This window comes from Flavobacterium hibernum, assembly GCF_000832125.1.
In the GTDB taxonomy this organism is placed as follows: domain Bacteria; phylum Bacteroidota; class Bacteroidia; order Flavobacteriales; family Flavobacteriaceae; genus Flavobacterium; species Flavobacterium hibernum.
The window spans coordinates 14168-33026 of sequence record NZ_JPRK01000001.1; the positions used below are offsets into that span (position 1 = coordinate 14168).

General features: G+C 31.9%; 19 protein-coding genes and 4 tRNA genes. 10 read left to right on the forward strand and 13 right to left on the reverse strand.

Going from position 1 to position 18859, the window contains the following annotated elements:
- Positions 1 to 107 precede the first annotated feature (107 nt).
- From IW18_RS00080 to tgt, 8 genes are all read right to left on the reverse strand, one after another.
- Positions 108 to 899 carry a sensor histidine kinase gene (locus IW18_RS00080; RefSeq protein ID WP_041515555.1) on the reverse strand — a complete coding sequence of 264 codons (792 nt, stop codon included), beginning with the start codon at positions 897 to 899 and terminating at the stop codon, positions 108 to 110.
- A 154-nt stretch (positions 900 to 1053) separates the two neighbouring features.
- A complete protein-coding gene (locus IW18_RS00085; RefSeq protein ID WP_041515556.1) occupies positions 1054 to 1680 on the reverse strand; it encodes a hypothetical protein in 627 nt (208 codons plus the stop codon).
- A gap of 21 nt (positions 1681 to 1701) precedes the next feature.
- Positions 1702 to 2055 carry a hypothetical protein gene (locus tag IW18_RS00090; protein WP_041515557.1) on the reverse strand — a complete coding sequence of 118 codons (354 nt, stop codon included), beginning with the start codon at positions 2053 to 2055 and terminating at the stop codon, positions 1702 to 1704.
- Positions 2056 to 2182: 127 nt separating this feature from the next.
- Positions 2183 to 3727, reverse strand: coding sequence for a replicative DNA helicase (gene dnaB / locus IW18_RS00095; protein ID WP_041515558.1), 1545 nt, complete (start codon positions 3725 to 3727; stop codon positions 2183 to 2185).
- Between the two features lie 139 nt (positions 3728 to 3866).
- Positions 3867 to 4820, reverse strand: a complete 954-nt coding sequence (locus IW18_RS00100; protein ID WP_041515559.1) for an acetyl-CoA carboxylase carboxyltransferase subunit alpha — start codon at positions 4818 to 4820, stop codon at positions 3867 to 3869.
- A 112-nt stretch (positions 4821 to 4932) separates the two neighbouring features.
- On the reverse strand, positions 4933 to 5820 hold the full coding sequence (locus tag IW18_RS00105; RefSeq protein WP_041515560.1) for a DMT family transporter: 888 nt from the start codon (positions 5818 to 5820) through the stop codon (positions 4933 to 4935).
- Positions 5807 to 6895: an LptF/LptG family permease gene (locus tag IW18_RS00110; protein WP_041515561.1), complete on the reverse strand. Its 1089-nt coding sequence runs from the start codon at positions 6893 to 6895 to the stop codon at positions 5807 to 5809. The genes IW18_RS00105 and IW18_RS00110 overlap by 14 nt, the downstream gene beginning before the upstream one ends.
- Positions 6896 to 6961: 66 nt before the next feature.
- The gene (gene tgt, locus IW18_RS00115) at positions 6962 to 8092 is read right to left on the reverse strand and encodes a tRNA guanosine(34) transglycosylase Tgt (protein WP_041515562.1); all 1131 of its coding nucleotides are present in this window, start codon (positions 8090 to 8092) and stop codon (positions 6962 to 6964) included.
- Between the two features lie 385 nt (positions 8093 to 8477).
- On the opposite strand from tgt, the gene IW18_RS00120 reads away from it, so the two are divergent.
- A complete protein-coding gene (locus IW18_RS00120) occupies positions 8478 to 9338 on the forward strand; it encodes a polysaccharide deacetylase family protein (RefSeq protein WP_041515563.1) in 861 nt (286 codons plus the stop codon).
- A 185-nt stretch (positions 9339 to 9523) separates the two neighbouring features.
- On the forward strand, positions 9524 to 9823 hold the full coding sequence (locus IW18_RS00125; RefSeq protein WP_041515564.1) for a hypothetical protein: 300 nt from the start codon (positions 9524 to 9526) through the stop codon (positions 9821 to 9823).
- An 83-nt stretch (positions 9824 to 9906) separates the two neighbouring features.
- Here IW18_RS00125 and IW18_RS00130 read toward each other — a convergent pair whose 3' ends face one another.
- Positions 9907 to 11319 carry a hypothetical protein gene (locus IW18_RS00130; protein ID WP_041515565.1) on the reverse strand — a complete coding sequence of 471 codons (1413 nt, stop codon included), beginning with the start codon at positions 11317 to 11319 and terminating at the stop codon, positions 9907 to 9909.
- Entirely contained in the window at positions 11316 to 12029 is a 714-nt protein-coding gene (locus IW18_RS00135; RefSeq protein ID WP_041515566.1) for a glycosyltransferase family 2 protein, read from the reverse strand. The genes IW18_RS00130 and IW18_RS00135 overlap by 4 nt, the downstream gene beginning before the upstream one ends.
- Before the next feature lie 286 nt (positions 12030 to 12315).
- Here IW18_RS00135 and IW18_RS00140 point away from each other — a divergent pair, with 286 nt between their 5' ends.
- Positions 12316 to 13164 carry a transketolase gene (locus IW18_RS00140; RefSeq protein ID WP_041515567.1) on the forward strand — a complete coding sequence of 283 codons (849 nt, stop codon included), beginning with the start codon at positions 12316 to 12318 and terminating at the stop codon, positions 13162 to 13164.
- Between the two features lie 77 nt (positions 13165 to 13241).
- Positions 13242 to 14195 (forward strand): transketolase family protein, encoded by a 954-nt coding sequence (locus tag IW18_RS00145; protein ID WP_041515568.1) that lies wholly within the window; start codon positions 13242 to 13244, stop codon positions 14193 to 14195.
- A 219-nt stretch (positions 14196 to 14414) separates the two neighbouring features.
- On the opposite strand, the gene IW18_RS00150 is transcribed toward IW18_RS00145, so the two are convergent.
- A complete protein-coding gene (locus tag IW18_RS00150; RefSeq protein WP_041515569.1) occupies positions 14415 to 15605 on the reverse strand; it encodes an FKBP-type peptidyl-prolyl cis-trans isomerase in 1191 nt (396 codons plus the stop codon).
- Positions 15606 to 15684: 79 nt separating this feature from the next.
- Here IW18_RS00150 and IW18_RS00155 point away from each other — a divergent pair, with 79 nt between their 5' ends.
- The gene (locus tag IW18_RS00155) at positions 15685 to 16074 is read left to right on the forward strand and encodes an RNA-binding S4 domain-containing protein (RefSeq protein WP_041515570.1); all 390 of its coding nucleotides are present in this window, start codon (positions 15685 to 15687) and stop codon (positions 16072 to 16074) included.
- 69 nt (positions 16075 to 16143) lie between these two features.
- Positions 16144 to 16644: a phosphoribosyltransferase family protein gene (locus IW18_RS00160; RefSeq protein WP_041515571.1), complete on the forward strand. Its 501-nt coding sequence runs from the start codon at positions 16144 to 16146 to the stop codon at positions 16642 to 16644.
- On the opposite strand, the gene IW18_RS00165 is transcribed toward IW18_RS00160, so the two are convergent.
- Positions 16636 to 17154, reverse strand: a complete 519-nt coding sequence (locus IW18_RS00165) for a shikimate kinase (RefSeq protein WP_041515572.1) — start codon at positions 17152 to 17154, stop codon at positions 16636 to 16638. The genes IW18_RS00160 and IW18_RS00165 overlap by 9 nt on opposite strands.
- Positions 17155 to 17281: 127 nt before the next feature.
- On the opposite strand from IW18_RS00165, the gene IW18_RS00170 reads away from it, so the two are divergent.
- The 3 genes from IW18_RS00170 (at position 17282) to IW18_RS00180 (ending at position 17593) form a co-directional block, all read left to right on the forward strand.
- Positions 17282 to 17354, forward strand: a tRNA-Lys gene (locus IW18_RS00170).
- Positions 17355 to 17394: 40 nt separating this feature from the next.
- Positions 17395 to 17467 (forward strand) — tRNA-Lys (locus tag IW18_RS00175).
- Between the two features lie 43 nt (positions 17468 to 17510).
- Positions 17511 to 17593 (forward strand) — tRNA-Leu (locus IW18_RS00180).
- 79 nt (positions 17594 to 17672) lie between these two features.
- Here the strand turns inward: IW18_RS00180 and IW18_RS00185 are convergent.
- Complete coding sequence (locus IW18_RS00185) at positions 17673 to 18461, reverse strand: hypothetical protein (RefSeq protein WP_041515573.1); 789 nt, start codon at positions 18459 to 18461, stop codon at positions 17673 to 17675.
- 321 nt (positions 18462 to 18782) lie between these two features.
- On the opposite strand from IW18_RS00185, the gene IW18_RS00190 reads away from it, so the two are divergent.
- Positions 18783 to 18855, forward strand: a tRNA-Lys gene (locus tag IW18_RS00190).
- Positions 18856 to 18859 lie beyond the last annotated feature (4 nt).

The following is an 18859-nucleotide window of genomic DNA, read 5'->3' on the forward strand; positions in this document are numbered from 1 at the left end:
TTTGATTTTGGTCGTTTGGTTTGCCGAAATTACAAAATATGAATCAGAAAAACAGTTAAGCACCCCATTTTATTGGACAAAAAGCGCTTATATTGTTACATTTTACATTAAAACGTAAAAATCACATCAATACCTTTACCAATTTCCGATTCTATTTCGATTGTTCCATTTAAAAATGAAACACGGCTATCGATATTTTTCATACCTAATCCTTTTTGGTTTTCAGCATTTTTACTATCAAAACCAACTCCATTATCTTCATAATTACAAGTACTAACACCGTCAACGGTATCAAAGATGATGCTTATTTCTGTTGCTTTTCCATGACGTAAAGAGTTGTTCATTAATTCTTGTAAAACTCTAAAAACATGCAAATGGCGATCGATATCCTTTTCATCAAACTCAATTTTGTTTTTATAGTGTATTTTTACAGACTTGCTACTTTCAAATTCTTCACATAATTCTTCGACACCCGCATTTAATCCAAATTTCTCAAAAACAGGAGGCAATAAGTTATGGGCAATTTTTCTGGAGTTTTCGAGCGCTTTTGTAGTTAAGCTAATAATATTTTCTGTAATCTCACTTGTTTCTGCCTCTGTTAAATTTGGAGAGGTTAACAAATGACTGTTTAAAGAAACAATATTAAGTTTGGAGCTAATATCATCATGCAAATCCTGAGCAATTCTTTTTCGCTCTTCTTCTTGTGTAACAATTATAGCATGCAATTGCTCTTTTTGATATTGTAATGTTAAATCTCTTTTTTCTAATTCTTTTTGTATAATTTTCTTTCTGGAGAAATAGAAAAATATAATTAGAAAGACGGCAAGAATCATGAAAAAACATGATGTATATAAAATTATTGCAACAATTTCTTTATCAGGAATTGAATTTTCACTCATATTAGCTCTTAGTATTTAGATTTCTCTCTCTTAAATCAAAAATTATATTATTTTATGCCGTCAGTATAATAAAAAACTCAGGCAAACTAATCAGAATATAAACATCTATATTTTTTTTATAATTGACCTACATTCTTTTTAACATCAAGTATTCTCAATCTACTTTTTTATAGAAACTAACTTTCCATTCATATAAAATGAACAAGTGATAAACTAAAAATAAAAAAGCATTTAACATCCAACTTAGGTATTTTACATTGTCACTAAGTCTTGTAGAAAAATTCCCAATTAAAAACAATACTGTACATCCTAGTAAGTAAAAGACTGTACCAAAACTAACATAGTAAAATTTCTTATTTTCAGTAAGCATATTATAAAAGTGAAGCAAAGCAAAAGCCACTATAAGTAAAGAAGTCAAAGTAATTTCAAACAAATTAAACTTTAAAAATTGACTTGAATCCATCATAAATTGTCCTGCTAATAAAAATAGTGCCGTAATAAGAGCAGTTTTTACACAAATCTTTTGGCTCTTTATTGGTAATAATGAATTGTAAAACAATCCCAATAATATCATTTGACCAATAAAAAATATATTGACAGCGAATAAATTATTAATCTTGATACGATACAATATTTCAAGCGAGCATTGCATTACAAATGCAAATGCTAAATAAGAGACAAAAAAAACATTAGCTTTTCCCTTTCGGAAAAAGCTATATGAATACAGTATCAGATTTAATAATAAAATCAAATAACCTGAGTAAATTAAAAAATCATCCACTTTTAGATATTTTATTTTCGATTAATACGGAGGACTTGGACGTGTACCATCATAAACAAGCGGTATAGGATCTCCTTCACATTCATCTACTCCTGGAGGCGGGCCATAAACGTCATAGTACTGTTTCGTTTTTGGGTCATATTGAGCTCCAACAAAAAGTAATGTTTTTTCATTTTTTTCATTAATACCAAGATAAGCACGAACAGCTGTTGTATCAAGTTTTAGTACTAATTCTAAGCTTTCGCGAGGTATTAAAAAAGATTTTACTTTTTTCTCACGGTCTTCAACCTCGGTATCCTCATCGTATCTTTTTTCCCATTCTTTAGCAACGGGCAACGTAACCTTAATTGGTCCTGGAAAGGTTTCTTCACTCATAGTTTACAAATTAAATTAGTTAATAGTATTAGATATGTTATATGGTTTGGCTAAGCTAATTAATTTTATTAATAATTTTAACAATTGAGCATAAAAAAAAGCCTTTATTAAAGGCTTTTTTATTATATTAAAATGGAACATCACTGTCGTCATCGTCATCATTCAAATTACTACCAAAAGCTTCATTAGGCGAAGGAAGATTTTTTGTTATAAACGGATTCTCATCATGATTCATTTTTGACGGTAAATCGTCATAACTTCCTGAAAAATCATCAAGATTGTCAAACTTACCAAGGTGTCCAATAAATTTCAATCGGATGTTTTCGATACCACCATTACGGTGTTTCGCGATCATAATCTCTGCTTGACCTGTAGTTGGCGATGCTTCATCATCATCCCATTCTTCAATTTTGTAATATTCAGGACGGTATAAGAACGATACAATATCAGCATCCTGCTCAATAGCTCCAGATTCACGAAGATCCGATAGTAACGGACGTTTACTAGAACCACGGGTTTCAACGGCACGCGATAACTGCGAAAGTGCAATTACCGGAACGTTAAGCTCTTTTGCCAAGGCTTTTAAGTTTCGGGAAATTGTAGAAATCTCCTGCTCACGATTTCCTCCTCCTTTATTATTTCCTCCGGCTGTCATTAATTGCAAATAGTCAATAATGATAATCTTGATACCGTGTTGCGAAACTAAACGACGACATTTTGCTCTTAAATCGAAAATAGAAAGTGACGGTGTATCATCAATAAACAAAGGAGCTTTTTCTAAGTTTTTAACTTTGGTACTTAACATTTCCCATTCGTGCGGCTCTAATTTACCCGTACGTAACTTCTCTGATGACAAACCTGTTTCTGACGAAATTAACCTGGTGATCAACTGAACCGACGCCATCTCCAGAGAGAACAAAGCTACTCCATGCCCGTACTGTATAGCAATATTTCTCGCCATCGAAAGTACAAAGGCCGTTTTTCCCATCGCAGGTCTCGCTGCGATAATAATTAAATCGCTGGGCTGCCAACCAGAAGTAAGTTTATCCAGATTATGAAAACCAGTTTCAACACCACTTAAACCTTCTTGTTTTGCAATTTCTTCAATTTTCTTTTTAGCCTGAAGTACTAAACTCTGTGCAGTTTCAGAACTACGCTTAATATTACCTTGTGTTACTTCGTATAATTTTGATTCGGCCTGATCAAGCAAATCAAATACATCAGCAGTTTCATCATAAGATGCTTCGATAATTTCGGTAGAAATACGAATCAAACTTCTTTGAATAAACTTTTGAAGAATGATACGCGAGTGAAATTCGATATGAGCCGAAGATGCAATTTTTTGCGTAAGCTGAATTAAATAAAAATCTCCTCCAGCCAATTCTAATTTTCCATTCTTTTTCAGCTGAGTCGAAACCGTCAACAAGTCAATTGGCTGTGTTTCTGTAAAAAGCTGAACGATTGCTTCAAAAATAAATTTATGTGCCTCTTTATAAAAAGCATCTCCTTGCAAAATATCAATTACATCATCAACTCCTTTTTTATCAATCATCATTGCTCCAAGTACAGCTTCTTCTAAATCAAGAACTTGTGGAGGGAGTTTTCCTTTTTCTAAATTAATAATTGAGGGTTTATTTCCCTTTGCAGGGCTTACATTTTTGAAATTTTCCATATAGCGAAAGTAGCGAAATTTAAAAAGAGATCGCTATCGAGTTATAACTATTAATTGTTTATAAATATATTTTTTTGTTGATAACCAAAAAAAAATCCGAAACGATAAGGCTTCGGATTTTATATAAATTTGTAAGATTTTACTCTTTATACTCACCCATCTTACTATATTTGTCCATTCTTTGGGCAATCAAGTCAGCTGTTGATAAGTCTTTCAATTGATTATATCCTTTGGTAATGTATTCAGCAACCGTTTTAAAAGTAGTTTCGCGATCATAGTGCGCTCCACCTAAAGGTTCTGGAATTACATCATCAACTAATTTTTGTTTTTTCATGTCTGACGAAGTCAATTTTAAAGCATCGGCAGCACGTTCTTTATATTCCCAGCTTTTCCATAAAATTGAAGAACATGATTCTGGAGAAATTACAGAGTACCAAGTATTCTCTAACATATAAACTTTATCTCCAACACCAATTCCTAAAGCACCTCCAGAAGCACCTTCACCAACAATAATGGTGATAATTGGTACTTGTAAACGAACCATTTCAAAAATATTTCTGGCAATTGCTTCTCCTTGTCCTCTTTCTTCAGCTTCAAGTCCTGGATATGCACCCGGAGTATCTACTAAAGTTAAAACTGGAATTCCAAATTTCTCTGCCATTTTCATCAAACGCAAAGCTTTACGATATCCTTCTGGATTTGCCATACCAAAATTACGGTACTGGCGTGTTTTTGTATTATATCCTTTTTGCTGACCTACGATCATAAACGATTGCCCGTTTATCTTTCCAAGTCCACCAATCATTGCTTTATCATCTTTAAAATTTCTGTCTCCATGAAGTTCTAAAAACGTATCTCCGCAAATTGCTTTAATATAATCTAAAGTATATGGTCTATTTGGATGTCTTGATAGCTGAACACGTTGCCAAGCTGTAAGGTTTTTGTATATTTCTTTCTTAGTTTCTTCTAATTTCTTGTTGATTTCTTTGCAAGTTGGTGTTACATCAACATCAGATTCTTTTCCAATAATAACACACTTTTCTAACTGTTCTTCAAGTTCTTTGATTGGAAGCTCAAAATCTAAATATTCCATGGATTTTTGAATTTTGTTTGTAAATCGAACCGCAAATATAAAAATATTATATCATTGGGATAATTAAATCGTATTTAAAATATAAAAATGTAATTTAAAAATAAGGAAATTATTACACTTCTTTCTTATTCTTATAATGTTTAAAAACGCCGTTTAAAATAACTGTAATAACAATTATAAGCGCACCAATATAAAATTCTGTACTCATTTTCTCTTTCCCTCCCAGAATAAAATAAGCCAGCATAATTCCGTAAACAGGCTCTAAATTAGTCGTTAACATTACGGTATAAGGCGTTAATTTTTGCATCACTTTTACAGAAGCCGTAAATGCATAAGCGGTACAAACCGAAGCCAAAACCAATAACAGAATCCAGTTATTTAATGACATTGTAAAAAAGTCGGCGTTGAATTTTCCTTGAATTAAAAAATAAATCGAAATAAAGAAAACTCCTGCTCCAAACTCATAAAATGTGATAACAGACGGTTCGTGATCTGAAATCAATTTCCCATTCATTAAGGTGAATAAAACCCCCAATATAATCGATGCTAATGCATAATACATACCGTGCAGATATTTTACCTCGACTTGCATAATTAAAGCCAAACCGGCAATAATTATTAATCCGAAGAAAACTTCATACCATAATATCTTTCTTCCGTAAAACAACGGCTCTAACAAAGATGCAAAAAAAGCTCCAAGAGAAAATATCGAAAGTGTTATGGAAACATTAGAAACATGAATGGCCCTAAAAAAGAAAATCCAATGAAGTGCAATAAGCAATCCAACAAAAATTAATTTAGCAAAAGATGTTGCAGAAATTACAAAAGATTGTTTTTTATACACTATAAAAGTTCCAAGAAAAACTCCTGCAAGAAGCATTCTGAACCAAACTAAATTTTCGGCATCAATCGTAATTAAAGCTCCCAAAATAGCCGTAAAACCCCAAATAAAAACAATTAAATGAAGATTTAAATAACTTTTTAAATTATCGTTTCGCATTACGTAATAAGTAAACTGCTAAAATTCCAAAAACAATATTTGGAAACCATACAGCAAGAAAAGGTGAGAATGTAGATTTTTCGGCAAGAGTACCAAATATTTTATCAAAGAACACAAACGAAAAGGCAATTGCAATACCAATGGCAAGATTCATTCCCATTCCGCCACGTCGTTTCATTGATGAAACTGCCACAGCAATAATTGTTAGAATAAAAGCTGAAACCGGTACACTGTATTTTTTGTAAAGCACAACTAAATATATGTTGATATTTCCTGAACCTCTCTTGCGTTCCTTGTCAATAAAGTCGATTAATTTCCCTAAAGGTAAAGTTTCAGCAATGTAAACAACCGGAGTCAAATCAGACAATTCAAATTTGAAAGCCATTTTTTTCTCTGGATCTTTTTCTATTTTATCATTAAGTTCGCCAAGTGTTCTTTTATTATAATCGTATAATATGTAAATCTTCTTTTTTGGATCCCATTTTATACGACTGGCAGTAATTTTATATGTTAATTTTTCACCTTCAAAATGTTCTAATGTAAAATTAAAAGCTGTTTTAGACTCTTCATTAAAACTATTTACAAAAATAAAATCATTATCATTAATTTGTCTATATACATTGGTATTATTACCAAGCATTTCTGCTTTTCCATTACCTTTTAAATACGTATACCTAAAATTATTAAATCCTTCACTGGCAGATGGAACAATAAAGAAACCCATTAAAAGTACAAAAACAGAAACTATAGAAGCTCCCATAATATAAGGCCTCAAAAAACGTGTAAACGAAATTCCCGAACTTAAAATTGCAATAACTTCAGTATTATTTGCCAGTTTTGAAGTAAACCAAATTACCGATAAAAACAAAAATATCGGAAACAAAGAATTCGCAAAATAGACCGTAAAATCGTAGTAATAGACAGCAATTGCAGTGAACGGAACCTTGTTTTCCAACATTTTATTCACCTTTTCCGAGACGTCAATTACAATTCCAATGGGAATAAATAATAAGATCATCACCGAGAAAGTGGCTAAATATCTTTTTAATATATACTTATCTATTATCGTTAACATAGTAAAGTTTAATCGTTTATTTGTTTAATTGTTCAACCGAATAAACGATTAAACAAATAAACCTTTTTATAGTCTTTGACTCATATTTTTAACCATCATTTCTTTCCATGGTCTAAAATCACCAGCTAAGATATGTTTTCTAGCTTCACGAACCAACCACATATAAAAACCAAGATTATGAATCGTTGCAATTTGCTTACCCAAATATTCATTTGCAGCAAATAAGTGACGCAAATACGCCTTTGTATATTCAGTATCTACAAAAGTGTGCCCCATTTCGTCGATTGGCGAAAAATCAGCTTCCCACTTTTTGTTTTTAATATTAATCGTTCCGTTTGCTGTAAACAACATTCCATTTCTTGCATTACGAGTTGGCATAACACAATCGAACATATCAATACCTAACGCAATATTTTCTAATATATTAATAGGAGTTCCAACACCCATTAAATAACGTGGTTTATCTTCTGGAAGAATTTCACAAACTACCTCAGTCATGGCGTACATTTCTTCTGCAGGCTCTCCTACTGATAAACCTCCAATTGCATTACCTTGCTGTCCTGCATTTGCAATATATTCTGCCGATTGACGACGTAAATCTTTATAAGTACTTCCTTGAACAATTGGAAAAAACGTTTGTTCGTACCCATATTTATAAGGAACTTTATCTAAATGATTGATACAACGATCTAACCAACGGTGCGTCATGTGCATAGAACGTTGCGCATATCTATAATCGCAAGGATAAGGCGTACACTCGTCAAAAGCCATAATAATATCAGCTCCAATAGTACGCTGAATTTCCATTACACTTTCTGGCGAAAAAAAATGGTATGAACCATCAATATGCGATTTAAACTTTACTCCTTCTTCTTTAATCTTTCTATTATTCGAAAGAGAATAAACCTGATATCCACCAGAATCTGTCAAGATATTACGATCCCAATTCATAAACTTGTGTAATCCACCTGCTTTTTCAAGAATTTCTGTCTGCGGACGTAAATATAAATGGTATGTATTTCCAAGAATAATATCTGGATTAATATCCTCTTTAAGTTCACGTTGGTGCACACCTTTTACAGATGCTACCGTTCCAACAGGCATAAAAATTGGCGTTTCAATTACGCCATGATCTGTAGTAATACTTCCCGCTCTAGCTTTAGATTGCGGATCTTTTTGTAATAAATCAAACTTCATCTGTTTCTTTTTTCAGTCGGCAAAGATAAGCTAATTTCAGGAAAATTTAATTAGTTAATTTGGCAATTAGAAAATGGGATAATTCAACAATGAGATAATTAGATAATGAAACATTTTCACAACCATAAAACCAAGGTGAAAATTTAAAATTTAATAATTGGGCGTTCCCTACGGTCGGGCTATCCGCTGCAAGTCCTCGCACTTCCTTCGTCAGGCTGTGGGCTATCCGCTTCTATCCCTAACGCAAAAAAGACTTGACGTTTCAATAAGAAATTTTTAAATTTGAATAGAAACAAAGAAATCTGCTCACCCCAGCGATAGCGAACAGGCGAAGCAATCTGCTCCCGATAGCTATCGGGACTACGAGTAAAAAATAAATAAAACAATGAACTTAGCTCAAAAACTTGGATATCCAGAAGACACCAAACTATTAATGATTCATGCTGATGACGCCGGATTATCGCATTCCGAAAATCAAGCTACAATACAAGCTCTTCAAAACGGATTCGTAAACTCTTACAGCATAATGGTGCCTTGTCCTTGGTTTTATGAAATAGCAATATTTTCTAAAAACAATCCAAATTACGATTGCGGAATTCACTTAACACTAACTTGCGAATGGGAAAACTACAAATTTGGTCCAGTTCTTCCAATTACCGAAGTTTCGAGTTTAGTCGATCAAAATGGATATTTTTACAAAACCCGAAAGGACTTCAAAAACAACGCAAAGCCATCCGAAATTAAAAAAGAACTTACTGCTCAAATCGAAAAAGCATTGCAATTTGGAATCAAACCTACACATCTCGATTCGCATATGTGCAGCGTTGGCGTAACTCCAGAAATTTTAGAGATTTATAAAGATCTTGGAAAAACTTACAACTTACCTGTTTTCATCAACAAGGGATTTGTAGAGTCTATTAGTTTATCTGATGAAAAATACGATTTTGAAAACACACTTTTGGCTGATAATCTTTTAATTGGTTATTTTTCTGATTTCGAAAAAGGTGAATTAAGATCTTCTTATGCAAAAGCTTTAGACAACATCAAACGTGGTTTCAATATGTTTTTGCTTCATCCTGCTTTTGACGATTATGAAATGAAAGGCATCACGATCGATCATCCTAATTTTGGTTCAGCTTGGCGTCAAATCGATTTTGACTTTTTTACAAGTGTAGAATGCGAATCAAAACTAAAAGAAAACAACATTAAGTTAATTACTTGGAAAGAGATTCAGCAAATTAGATAATTTGTTCATTAAAAAATGAGGCAATTAATAAAGCACAGCATTTTTTTTTTCAATTTGATTTTTCAGTCTAAAATTTAAGATCTAATGAATAGAATGAAAATACTGTAATATTCTGATTCTAAAAATATAACGACTTAAATCTATTGATTTCGTAACTTTATAGAATACTTTAAAAATTTGAAATCATGATAAATTCAGAAGAAAAGAACCAAACAAACGAAAATGAAATCGAAAAAAACCTGGAAGAATTAGATTATCCAGCCTCAGAAGACATTTACAATAATGAGGATAAACTGGAAGAAATTGATCTAGAGCAAATCTCAACAGAAAAAACCATCGATCAAAACGATCACGAATGGAAACAAAATAGCGACAAACTAGGAAACGATCTTGACATTCCAGGCTCTGAACTTGACGATGAACAGGAAGAAATTGGTTCTGAAGACGAAGAAAACAACTTCTATAGCGAAGGCGATACGGAATAAATTTATACCCCTCTTAAATAAACATAAAAAAAGTCCTTACTGAAAGGACTTTTTTTATTTCTATTTAAGATTGGATACGTATTTTATCTTTTAATTTCATAGATATTATAACCATTAACTGAATCAATTTTTTTAATTTTTTTAGAGTTAATTAAATCCTGAATTTCCAATTCTTCGCTTGAAGTTAGATTCATTTTTATTTTTTTAGAAACTCTAGAAACAATATAATTTGATTCATTTAACTTTGAATCAAGAAGCACCATCTTTTTATTAATTACGAATTTATTATCTGTAAATTCATTAAACGAATCAATGGTTTCTATAGATTTTTCAGTAGCATAAATTTCTTTAGCATTTAAATTGTTAAGCTTTTCATACAACATATACACATTGTTATCATTCCCAGACATGTATAAAGAATACAAAAACAACGTAACAACTGAAATTAATACGTATACTTTTTGAAAATGTTTTTTTATTACTCCAAAATCTGAAATGGTTGCTATAGATGATCCTAAAATCAAAACAAGAAAGGGAGCAATGTAGAGATACAGCCTGTCTGAAAAAGGATACATATGAAAAATATTCAATATTAAATGCACGATAACAATACAAAAAAGCAACAAAATTTCTTCCCTAAACATGAATTGTTTTTTATTCGAAAAAAGAAAAAAAGAAAGCATTAGTATCATCATAAAAATACCCCAAATTTCAAAAGCATTAAAAATATAAATCCACAATCCGTGAATTGTATATAGTAAATATTTAAAAATTGAACTATCAAGAGGTATAAACGAACTACTCCAATACTTAACCATATAAGCTTGCAATTCTACAGCTCCTTCCTGATTCATAAACCAGAAAAAATAAACCACATATGGCACTGGTGCCAAAATTGTAAGGGCATTTTTTTTAACAAAATCAAAAAACGCATTAAAATTACGTAAGGAACGCTGGCTGAATAAATCATAAATTAAATATCCGCAACAGGCAAACAAACCAATATTTGATATTAAGGACCAAACTAAAAAGAAAGCCCAATTATATTTCTTAAAATTTTTAGTCTTAAACCAAACTATCAAAAAAATAATCCCTGTTAAGTCAATCGTATATTGCTTTACAGTCAATGAATTATTAATAATGAACGGATTAAAAAGCAGGATAATAAATAACAGTAAAAAAATGGGGCTAAAACTATTTCTCTTTATAAAAACATAAAACAATATTATGCCGAGAATTGAGGAGATAAAACTTAAAACTTTAATATTTATCCAAAAACTAAAAGAAAGAATCTCAATAAAAAATTTTTGCAACCATAGAAACAAAGGTGGCGCACTCTGACCAAATTTTAACGGATAAAGTAATTCAATAAAACCAGAATGTTTAATATTGTTACCCACTGAAATTTCATCACCATTAAAAGCAGGAAAAACAAACTGAATTACAAATCTTATTATTATTCCTAAGATTAAAAGAAATAAGTAAACCTTTTTCATTTTATGGCATATTTGAAGATACAGTAAATAGCTCTAAAGCCATCTTTCCAACTTATTTTTTTTCCATCTTCAAATGTTCTACCATAATAACTAATTCCAACTTCATAAATTCTAATACCTTTAATTTTAGCAATTTTTGCAGTAACTTCAGGTTCAAAACCAAATCTTTTTTCTTGCAAGTGCACACTTTTTATTATTTCGGTCCTGAACATTTTATAACAGGTTTCCATATCTGTTAAATTCAAATTAGTAAACATATTACTTAAAAACGTCAAAAATTTATTCCCTATGCTATGCCAAAAAAACAAGATTCGATGCGGCTTGCCCCCCATAAATCTACTTCCATACACAACATCAGCATGACCTTCTAAAATAGGATTCAAAAGTACATTGTATTCTTTGGGATCATATTCTAAATCAGCATCTTGAACCACTAATATATCTCCTGTAGCTTTACTTATTCCTGAATGCAAAGCAGCTCCTTTTCCTTTATTTGTAGAATGCGTTAGAATTACAATATCCAAATCACTATTGGCCACTTTATATTCATTAAAAACCGCTAAAGAATTATCTGAAGAACAGTCATCTACGATTACTATTTCTTTTGTAACATTTTCAATTAATTCAACTTTCTTAATCTTATCTAATATAAATTTTATGGTATTTTCTTCATTATAGGCAGGTATAATGATGGATAGTTTTTGGCTCATTTTTAGTTTTTATTCGATATTTATTATTCTGAATTTTCCATTCAAAAAATAGTATCAGACGAAAGTTTTTCGCTTAGTAGTTAAAGATTTTGCTTTTAAGATTCTTGGGTAAATATAATTATTTTATGATATTAGATATGACATAAAAATAAGTTATCAGTGATTTTTCAAAATATTAAAAAAAAAGACCTATAATTTAACAATTGTCTCAAACTAAAACAAAAAATCATTTGTCAGCCCGCAAAATAACAATTACTTTTGCTTCAGTTTAACTTTTACAAATAAAATGAAGCCTAACACACAACAATTAAGCGATTTAACGATCCAAGTAAGAAGAGATATTCTTCGAATGGTACATGCTGTCAACTCAGGTCACCCAGGTGGTTCACTAGGTTGTACTGAATTTTTGGTTACATTATACCAAAATATTATGGAGCGCAAAGAAGGTTTTGATATGAACGGAATTGGAGAAGATTTATTCTTCCTTTCAAATGGGCATATTTCACCGGTTTTTTATAGCGTATTAGCACGTAGTGGTTATTTCCCTGTTTCAGAACTTGCAACTTTCAGATTATTAAACTCTCGTTTACAAGGACACCCAACAACTCATGAGGGATTACCTGGAGTTCGTATAGCTTCTGGTTCATTAGGTCAAGGTTTATCTGTAGCACTTGGTGCAGCTCAAGCTAAAAAATTAAATGGAGATAATCATATCATCTATTCTTTACATGGAGATGGAGAATTGCAAGAAGGTCAAAACTGGGAAGCAATTATGTATGCTTCTGCAAAAAAAGTAGACAATGTCATTGCAACTATTGACCTTAACGGAAAACAAATTGATGGTACTACTGACGAAGTTTTACCAATGGGAAGTATCCGTGCTAAATTTGAAGCTTTTGACTGGGACGTTCTTGAAATTAAAGAAGGTAACAATATTGATGCTATTCTTGCAGGTTTAACTGATGCTAAATCAAGAACAGGAAAAGGAAAACCAGTTTGTATTTTATTACATACTGAAATGGGTAATGGTGTAGATTTTATGATGCACACTCATGCATGGCATGGTAAAGCGCCAAACAACGATCAGTTAGCAAGCGCTTTAGCTCAAAACATTTCAACTTTAGCAGACTATTAAAAAGTGCTCAGTCTCAGTGTCAGTTTTCAACTTAGAAATTTAGCCACTTAGAACCTCAGCATCTCAAAAATTAAACAATGAAAAAATACGAAAATACAGGAAGCAAAGATACTCGTTCGGGTTTTGGAGCGGGAATGACTGAACTAGGTCAAAAAAACGAAAATGTAGTAGCACTTTGTGCTGATTTAATTGGATCATTAAAGTTTGATGATTTCAAAAAAAATCACCCAGAGCGTTTTTTCCAAATTGGAATCGCAGAAGCTAATATGATTGGTATTGCTGCAGGTTTAACTATTGGAGGAAAAATTCCATTTACAGGAACTTTCGCTAACTTTTCTACAGGAAGAGTTTACGATCAAATTCGCCAATCTGTTGCTTATTCAGATAAAAATGTAAAAATTTGTGCATCTCACGCTGGTTTAACACTAGGAGAAGATGGGGCAACTCACCAAATCTTGGAAGATATTGGATTAATGAAAATGTTACCAGGAATGACTGTAATCAATACTTGTGATTACAACCAAACTAAAGCAGCTACATTAGCATTAGCAGATCACCACGGGCCTGCTTACTTACGTTTTGGACGTCCGGTTGTAGCTAACTTTACTCCTGCTGACGAACCTTTCGTAATTGGAAAAGCGATTTTATTAAACGAAGGAACTGATGTTACAATTGTTGCAACAGGACACTTAGTTTGGGAAGCTCTTATTGCTGCCGAAGCTCTTGAAGCAAAAGGAATTTCTGCTGAAGTAATTAACATCCACACAATTAAGCCACTTGACGAAGAAGCAATTCTTAAATCAGTTGCGAAAACGAGATGCATCGTTACTGCAGAAGAGCATAACTACCTTGGAGGTCTTGGAGAAAGCGTTTCAGGAGTATTAGCTTTAAACAATCCAACTCCACAAGAATTTGTAGCAGTACAAGATAGTTTTGGAGAATCTGGAACTCCAGAGCAATTAATGGAAAAATACAAATTAAACAATCAAGCAATTGTTGAAGCTGTAGAAAGAGTTATCAAAAGAAAATAATTTTTAGTTTTCTTACTTATAAAAAAACCTCGAAAGTGATTTCGAGGTTTTTTATTTTCTATACTTATCATAGCTTAAAAAGATATTCCCGTTATCTGACAAATTCAAATCATAAAGCATTAAGACATAAAACAAGGTCAAAGAGAAATCCTTAAATATTTAGGCATAAAAAAAAACCTCGAAATCACTTTCGAGGTTTTTTAGTATTTAAATTAGAATTTAATTCTTCTTAATAGGATATGTTTTATCCAAGTGCATTCTTAGTCTTGGATTTGCAGTATAATCTTCAGGTAAAAAGGCTCTCACATTGGTTGCCGATTCAGCTTGTGATGGATCTGCCAGTGCACCAGTTGGTCTTCTAGGAATTCCTCTTGGTTCAGTTTCGTCAACATTTGGCGTTAAAGGATTATCAACAGTAGGATCCCAAGGATAAAACAACCTAGCTCCATAATTCACACCATTAACAATACCTATTTGTCCTGCTGGTTTTGTAATTTCAAATCTTGTTGTAAAACCATCACCATCATCATCAAAATCAAGGAAATCAGAAATACCATCTCCATCTGTATCATTTTCTTTTACCCAGTCAGCTGGAGGATTAGGATATTTAGTTTTATTCAAATTATAATCATAAAGATACCCATCATTATTTAGATCTTCTAAGTAATCAGGAATACCATCGCCAATAAAAACTCTTCCAGAAGTAGTATTACTAAACTCATTGTCCATTCTTTGAAGATCAAACAATTTAATACTAAAAACTATTGGATTATATGCTGGAATACTACCTTGAGGAACAGAATAATACGCTAAACCAGAAGGCAAAAACATCACACCTGCACCAAAATCCTTATATGAAATAACACCATTACTTGCAGTCGTAGATGTACCAGTTTTAAATTGTGGAAAAATCTCTGACCAACCTTCGATTACTGTTAACTCATTAGCGTAAGGAAACAGATTAAAAGCTACCGGATTACCATAAGAAGTATCAAAAACCGTATTATCCAACAAAGTTCCAGTATAAGCCGTTACAACCTTATCTGTATTAGTAGGAGAACTACCAACACCTTTTCTTAAAGTTAAAAAATATACTTTATACGTTACATCATTACTATATACATCACGAGACTGTAAAGGATAAGTAGTTTGATCCCAAATAGAAACATTTCCGTCACCAGCAACTATTTTTTTAATCACCACATCTTGATCTTGCGGCGTTCCAGGACTATTAGTAACGGTGATATAATTAGTCTTTAAATATTTGATAATCGAATCATTATCAGCTTTATATTGCTCTTTGTAATCTCTTACAGGAACGGTTACCGTATCATCATCATTACTTTTACTACAAGAAACCAAAGAAATACCCGCAAGCAATAAAATAAAATAATATTTAAATTTATTCATTATTGTTAATTTTTTAAGTGCGCAAGATACAATATTGATTTATTTTTGTAAAGAATTTAACTTTGATTTTAGAAAAATTATGAGAATAGATAAATACCTGTGGTGCGTGCGCTATTACAAGACTCGAAACATGGTAACCGAAGCGTGCAAAAAAAACCATATTACTGTAAATGGGCAAGTTGCCAAGCCATCAAAAGAGGTTTTTCCTACTGACAGAATAACGTTTCGAAAAGATCAAATTACACAAATTATCACCGTACTGGACATTCCGGAAAGTCGAGTGGGAGCAAAACTTGTGGATATATACCGAAAAAACGAAACTTCTCCTGAAGCTTATGCTCATTTAGAGTTATTAAAACTTTCTAAAGAACATTATCGCAAAAGCGGCACAGGAAGACCAACCAAAAAAGATAGAAGAGATATTGATGAATACGGAAATGACATCATTGACGAAGATGAAGTGGAATAAATTTCAAAAATCTGAAATCCAAAATCTACAATCTAAAATTCAATTTGTACTTTAGCAAAAAATTAAATCATGAGCAAAAATATCATTTTAACTAATCAGGAAATCGAACATAAAATAAAACGTATCGCATATCAAATTTACGAGACGTTTGTTGATGAAGAAGAAATTGTGATTGCTGGAATCGCCTCAAGCGGTTCTATTTTTGCTCAAAAAATAGCTTTAGCTTTAAGCGATATTTCAAACCTTAAAGTTTCTCTTTGCGAAGTTAAAGTCGACAAACAAAATCCACAATTACCTATACATACTTCACTAAGTAAAGAAGAATACCAAAACAAAGGATTAGTTCTGGTTGATGATGTATTAAACTCAGGCACAACTTTAATTTATGCCGTTCGTCATTTCTTAGATGTTCCGCTTAAGAAATTCAAAACGGCAGTACTCGTAGACAGAAACCACAAAAAATATCCTGTTAAGGCTGATTTTAAGGGAATTTCGCTATCAACATCTTTATTAGAACACGTGCAAGTTGTTTTTGATGAAAATGGTGATAACTACGCCTTTTTAAGCTAAGATTTCTAAAATATCCTGAACCGTTTCTTCGACTGCTTTATTATCAACCGAAACCTTGTGTTGCGCATGATTGTAATAATAGCTTCTGTCGAACAAATGTTTCGCGATAAACTCTTTCATTTCCTCTTCTTCCATATTAGCAATTAACGGGCGCTTGCTTTTGTTATGAATTAATCTATTGTATAAAGTCTCGATTGACGCTTTTAAATAAATCGAAGTAACATCATCTCCTTTTAACAATTCGTGGTTATTAGCATAACATGGCGTTCCTCCGCCTAAACCTATTATAATATTTTCTGAAGATTGAAGTAATTCTAAGAACATTTCGTGCTCTAATTTTCTAAAATAAATCTCTCCGTGTTGCTCGAAAATCTCATTTACCGACAAATTTGCTCTTTTTTCGATACATTTATCTAAATCTAAAAACGGAATATCTGTAATTTTTGACAAGTTCAGAGCAATTGTCGACTTTCCGCATCCCATATATCCTAATAATACAATCTTTTTCATTTTAATAATAACCTATAAACTAAGGCGTTGTAAATTTTGTTTAAAAAAAGACAAATTTATAATAAAATAGCTTGCAAATATCAAAAATAACTCCTTATATTTGCACCCGCATTCAAGGAAAGAATATGACTCGATAGCTCAGTTGGTAGAGCACATCACTTTTAATGATGGGGTCCTGGGTTCGAGCCCCAGTCGGGTCACAAATTTGTGATTTAACAAAATACTTTTCTTGATAGCATTGACTCGATAGCTCAGTTGGTAGAGCACATCACTTTTAATGATGGGGTCCTGGGTTCGAGCCCCAGTCGGGTCACAAAAAGGTCGAGTATTAATTTACTTGACCTTTTTTCTTTTTAGGCCACGTGGAGAAACGGTAGACTTGCCATCTTGAGGGGGTGGTGCTCGTAAGGGCGTGTGGGTTCAAATCCCACCGTGGTCACTAAAAAATAAAACCTATTTCGTAACGAAATAGGTTTTATTTTTTTTTAATACATTCCTCCCAAGTAAGACAAAAACAATTAATAAAAGTTAACAGTTACAAAATTCTCCGTAATAACTTTTTTCCCTCTAATTTCTCCTGCCTTACATTCTTTATACTTTTTCAATTCTTTTACAGCAACACCAAAAAGTCTTTCTCTTTCAAAATCTAGATTATCATCTATGAATTTATTAAGCTTATATCCAATAATCTTCCCGGCTTTATCAATATAAACCATAACATCAAGATTTAGAAATTGCCCATGTTGAGTTCTTTTTACATTGAATTTTTTTCCTGACAAATAAACTACATTATTAATTTCTAACCCATAGATCTCCGACCTAACATCACATTCATAAGCATTAATAGTATCATTATTAGTAATCGAAAGTTCATCCGCTTCTTTCAAAAGCTTTTCCCTAAACCCTACACCAAACTTCTTTTCAATAACCTCATCCATAAATGCCCCATAACATCCAGCTCTTTCATACTCATTTTCAAAACTATCTTCAATTTCATCAAAACCAAAATACAACTTATACTTTTCGCACAACTCTTTTAATCGTTTAGCCTGCCTAGTATTATAAACCCCTTCACCACGTTTTAAAGTAAAAACCACTTTACCACTATCCACTTGAGCTTTTGCAAGTTTGAGTTCATCCAAGCATAACAAATCTCTACTATCAACTTTATGTATATAAGATTTTATATCTTCAGGCTTCTTAAGTTTTATTATTTTTATTTGATCATTTACATCAATTACTTTTTCCTGATTATGTTTACAAGAAAAAAGACCTAACAATACTAAAATGAATTTAATTTTTCTCATATTTCTTTTTAAAGAAGTAATATTTATCTTTTTTATTATCCACCTAACAGACGATTAAAACTTATTCTATTTTCATCATTGCTAATATAGAAAATTATCTACTTCTAACTTATTTAAAAAAAATCACAAATAAAAAAAAATCAAATTCCACACCATTAAAATCAATAAAAAAGGCAAAATACACAAAAATTACTTTTTAATTCTTTACGTATTTACATCTGTTTCAAGTCATTAATTTAACATTAAATTAAACTTTACAGAAGAGGAGGTATTTTAAAAATAACTTCTTATATTTGCACCCGCGTTCAAGAAAAGAATTATGACTCGATAGCTCAGTTGGTAGAGCACATCACTTTTAATGATGGGGTCCTGGGTTCGAGCCCCAGTCGGGTCACAAA

Excerpts from the sequence above, each read along its gene's own strand:
- IW18_RS00080 (WP_041515555.1), bottom strand. The coding sequence starts at position 899 with ATGAGTGAAAATTCAATTCCTGATAAAGAAATTGTTGCAATAATTTTA.
- IW18_RS00090 (WP_041515557.1), bottom strand. The coding sequence starts at position 2,055 with ATGAGTGAAGAAACCTTTCCAGGACCAATTAAGGTTACGTTGCCCGTT.
- dnaB (WP_041515558.1), bottom strand. The coding sequence starts at position 3,727 with ATGGAAAATTTCAAAAATGTAAGCCCTGCAAAGGGAAATAAACCCTCA.
- IW18_RS00100 (WP_041515559.1), bottom strand. The coding sequence starts at position 4,820 with ATGGAATATTTAGATTTTGAGCTTCCAATCAAAGAACTTGAAGAACAG.
- IW18_RS00105 (WP_041515560.1), bottom strand. The coding sequence starts at position 5,820 with ATGCGAAACGATAATTTAAAAAGTTATTTAAATCTTCATTTAATTGTT.
- IW18_RS00110 (WP_041515561.1), bottom strand. The coding sequence starts at position 6,895 with ATGTTAACGATAATAGATAAGTATATATTAAAAAGATATTTAGCCACT.
- tgt (WP_041515562.1), bottom strand. The coding sequence starts at position 8,092 with ATGAAGTTTGATTTATTACAAAAAGATCCGCAATCTAAAGCTAGAGCG.
- IW18_RS00120 (WP_041515563.1), top strand. The coding sequence starts at position 8,478 with ATGAACTTAGCTCAAAAACTTGGATATCCAGAAGACACCAAACTATTA.
- IW18_RS00125 (WP_041515564.1), top strand. The coding sequence starts at position 9,524 with ATGATAAATTCAGAAGAAAAGAACCAAACAAACGAAAATGAAATCGAA.
- IW18_RS00130 (WP_041515565.1), bottom strand. The coding sequence starts at position 11,319 with ATGAAAAAGGTTTACTTATTTCTTTTAATCTTAGGAATAATAATAAGA.
- IW18_RS00135 (WP_041515566.1), bottom strand. The coding sequence starts at position 12,029 with ATGAGCCAAAAACTATCCATCATTATACCTGCCTATAATGAAGAAAAT.
- IW18_RS00140 (WP_041515567.1), top strand. The coding sequence starts at position 12,316 with ATGAAGCCTAACACACAACAATTAAGCGATTTAACGATCCAAGTAAGA.
- IW18_RS00145 (WP_041515568.1), top strand. The coding sequence starts at position 13,242 with ATGAAAAAATACGAAAATACAGGAAGCAAAGATACTCGTTCGGGTTTT.
- IW18_RS00150 (WP_041515569.1), bottom strand. The coding sequence starts at position 15,605 with ATGAATAAATTTAAATATTATTTTATTTTATTGCTTGCGGGTATTTCT.
- IW18_RS00155 (WP_041515570.1), top strand. The coding sequence starts at position 15,685 with ATGAGAATAGATAAATACCTGTGGTGCGTGCGCTATTACAAGACTCGA.
- IW18_RS00160 (WP_041515571.1), top strand. The coding sequence starts at position 16,144 with ATGAGCAAAAATATCATTTTAACTAATCAGGAAATCGAACATAAAATA.
- IW18_RS00165 (WP_041515572.1), bottom strand. The coding sequence starts at position 17,154 with ATGAAAAAGATTGTATTATTAGGATATATGGGATGCGGAAAGTCGACA.
- IW18_RS00185 (WP_041515573.1), bottom strand. The coding sequence starts at position 18,461 with ATGAGAAAAATTAAATTCATTTTAGTATTGTTAGGTCTTTTTTCTTGT.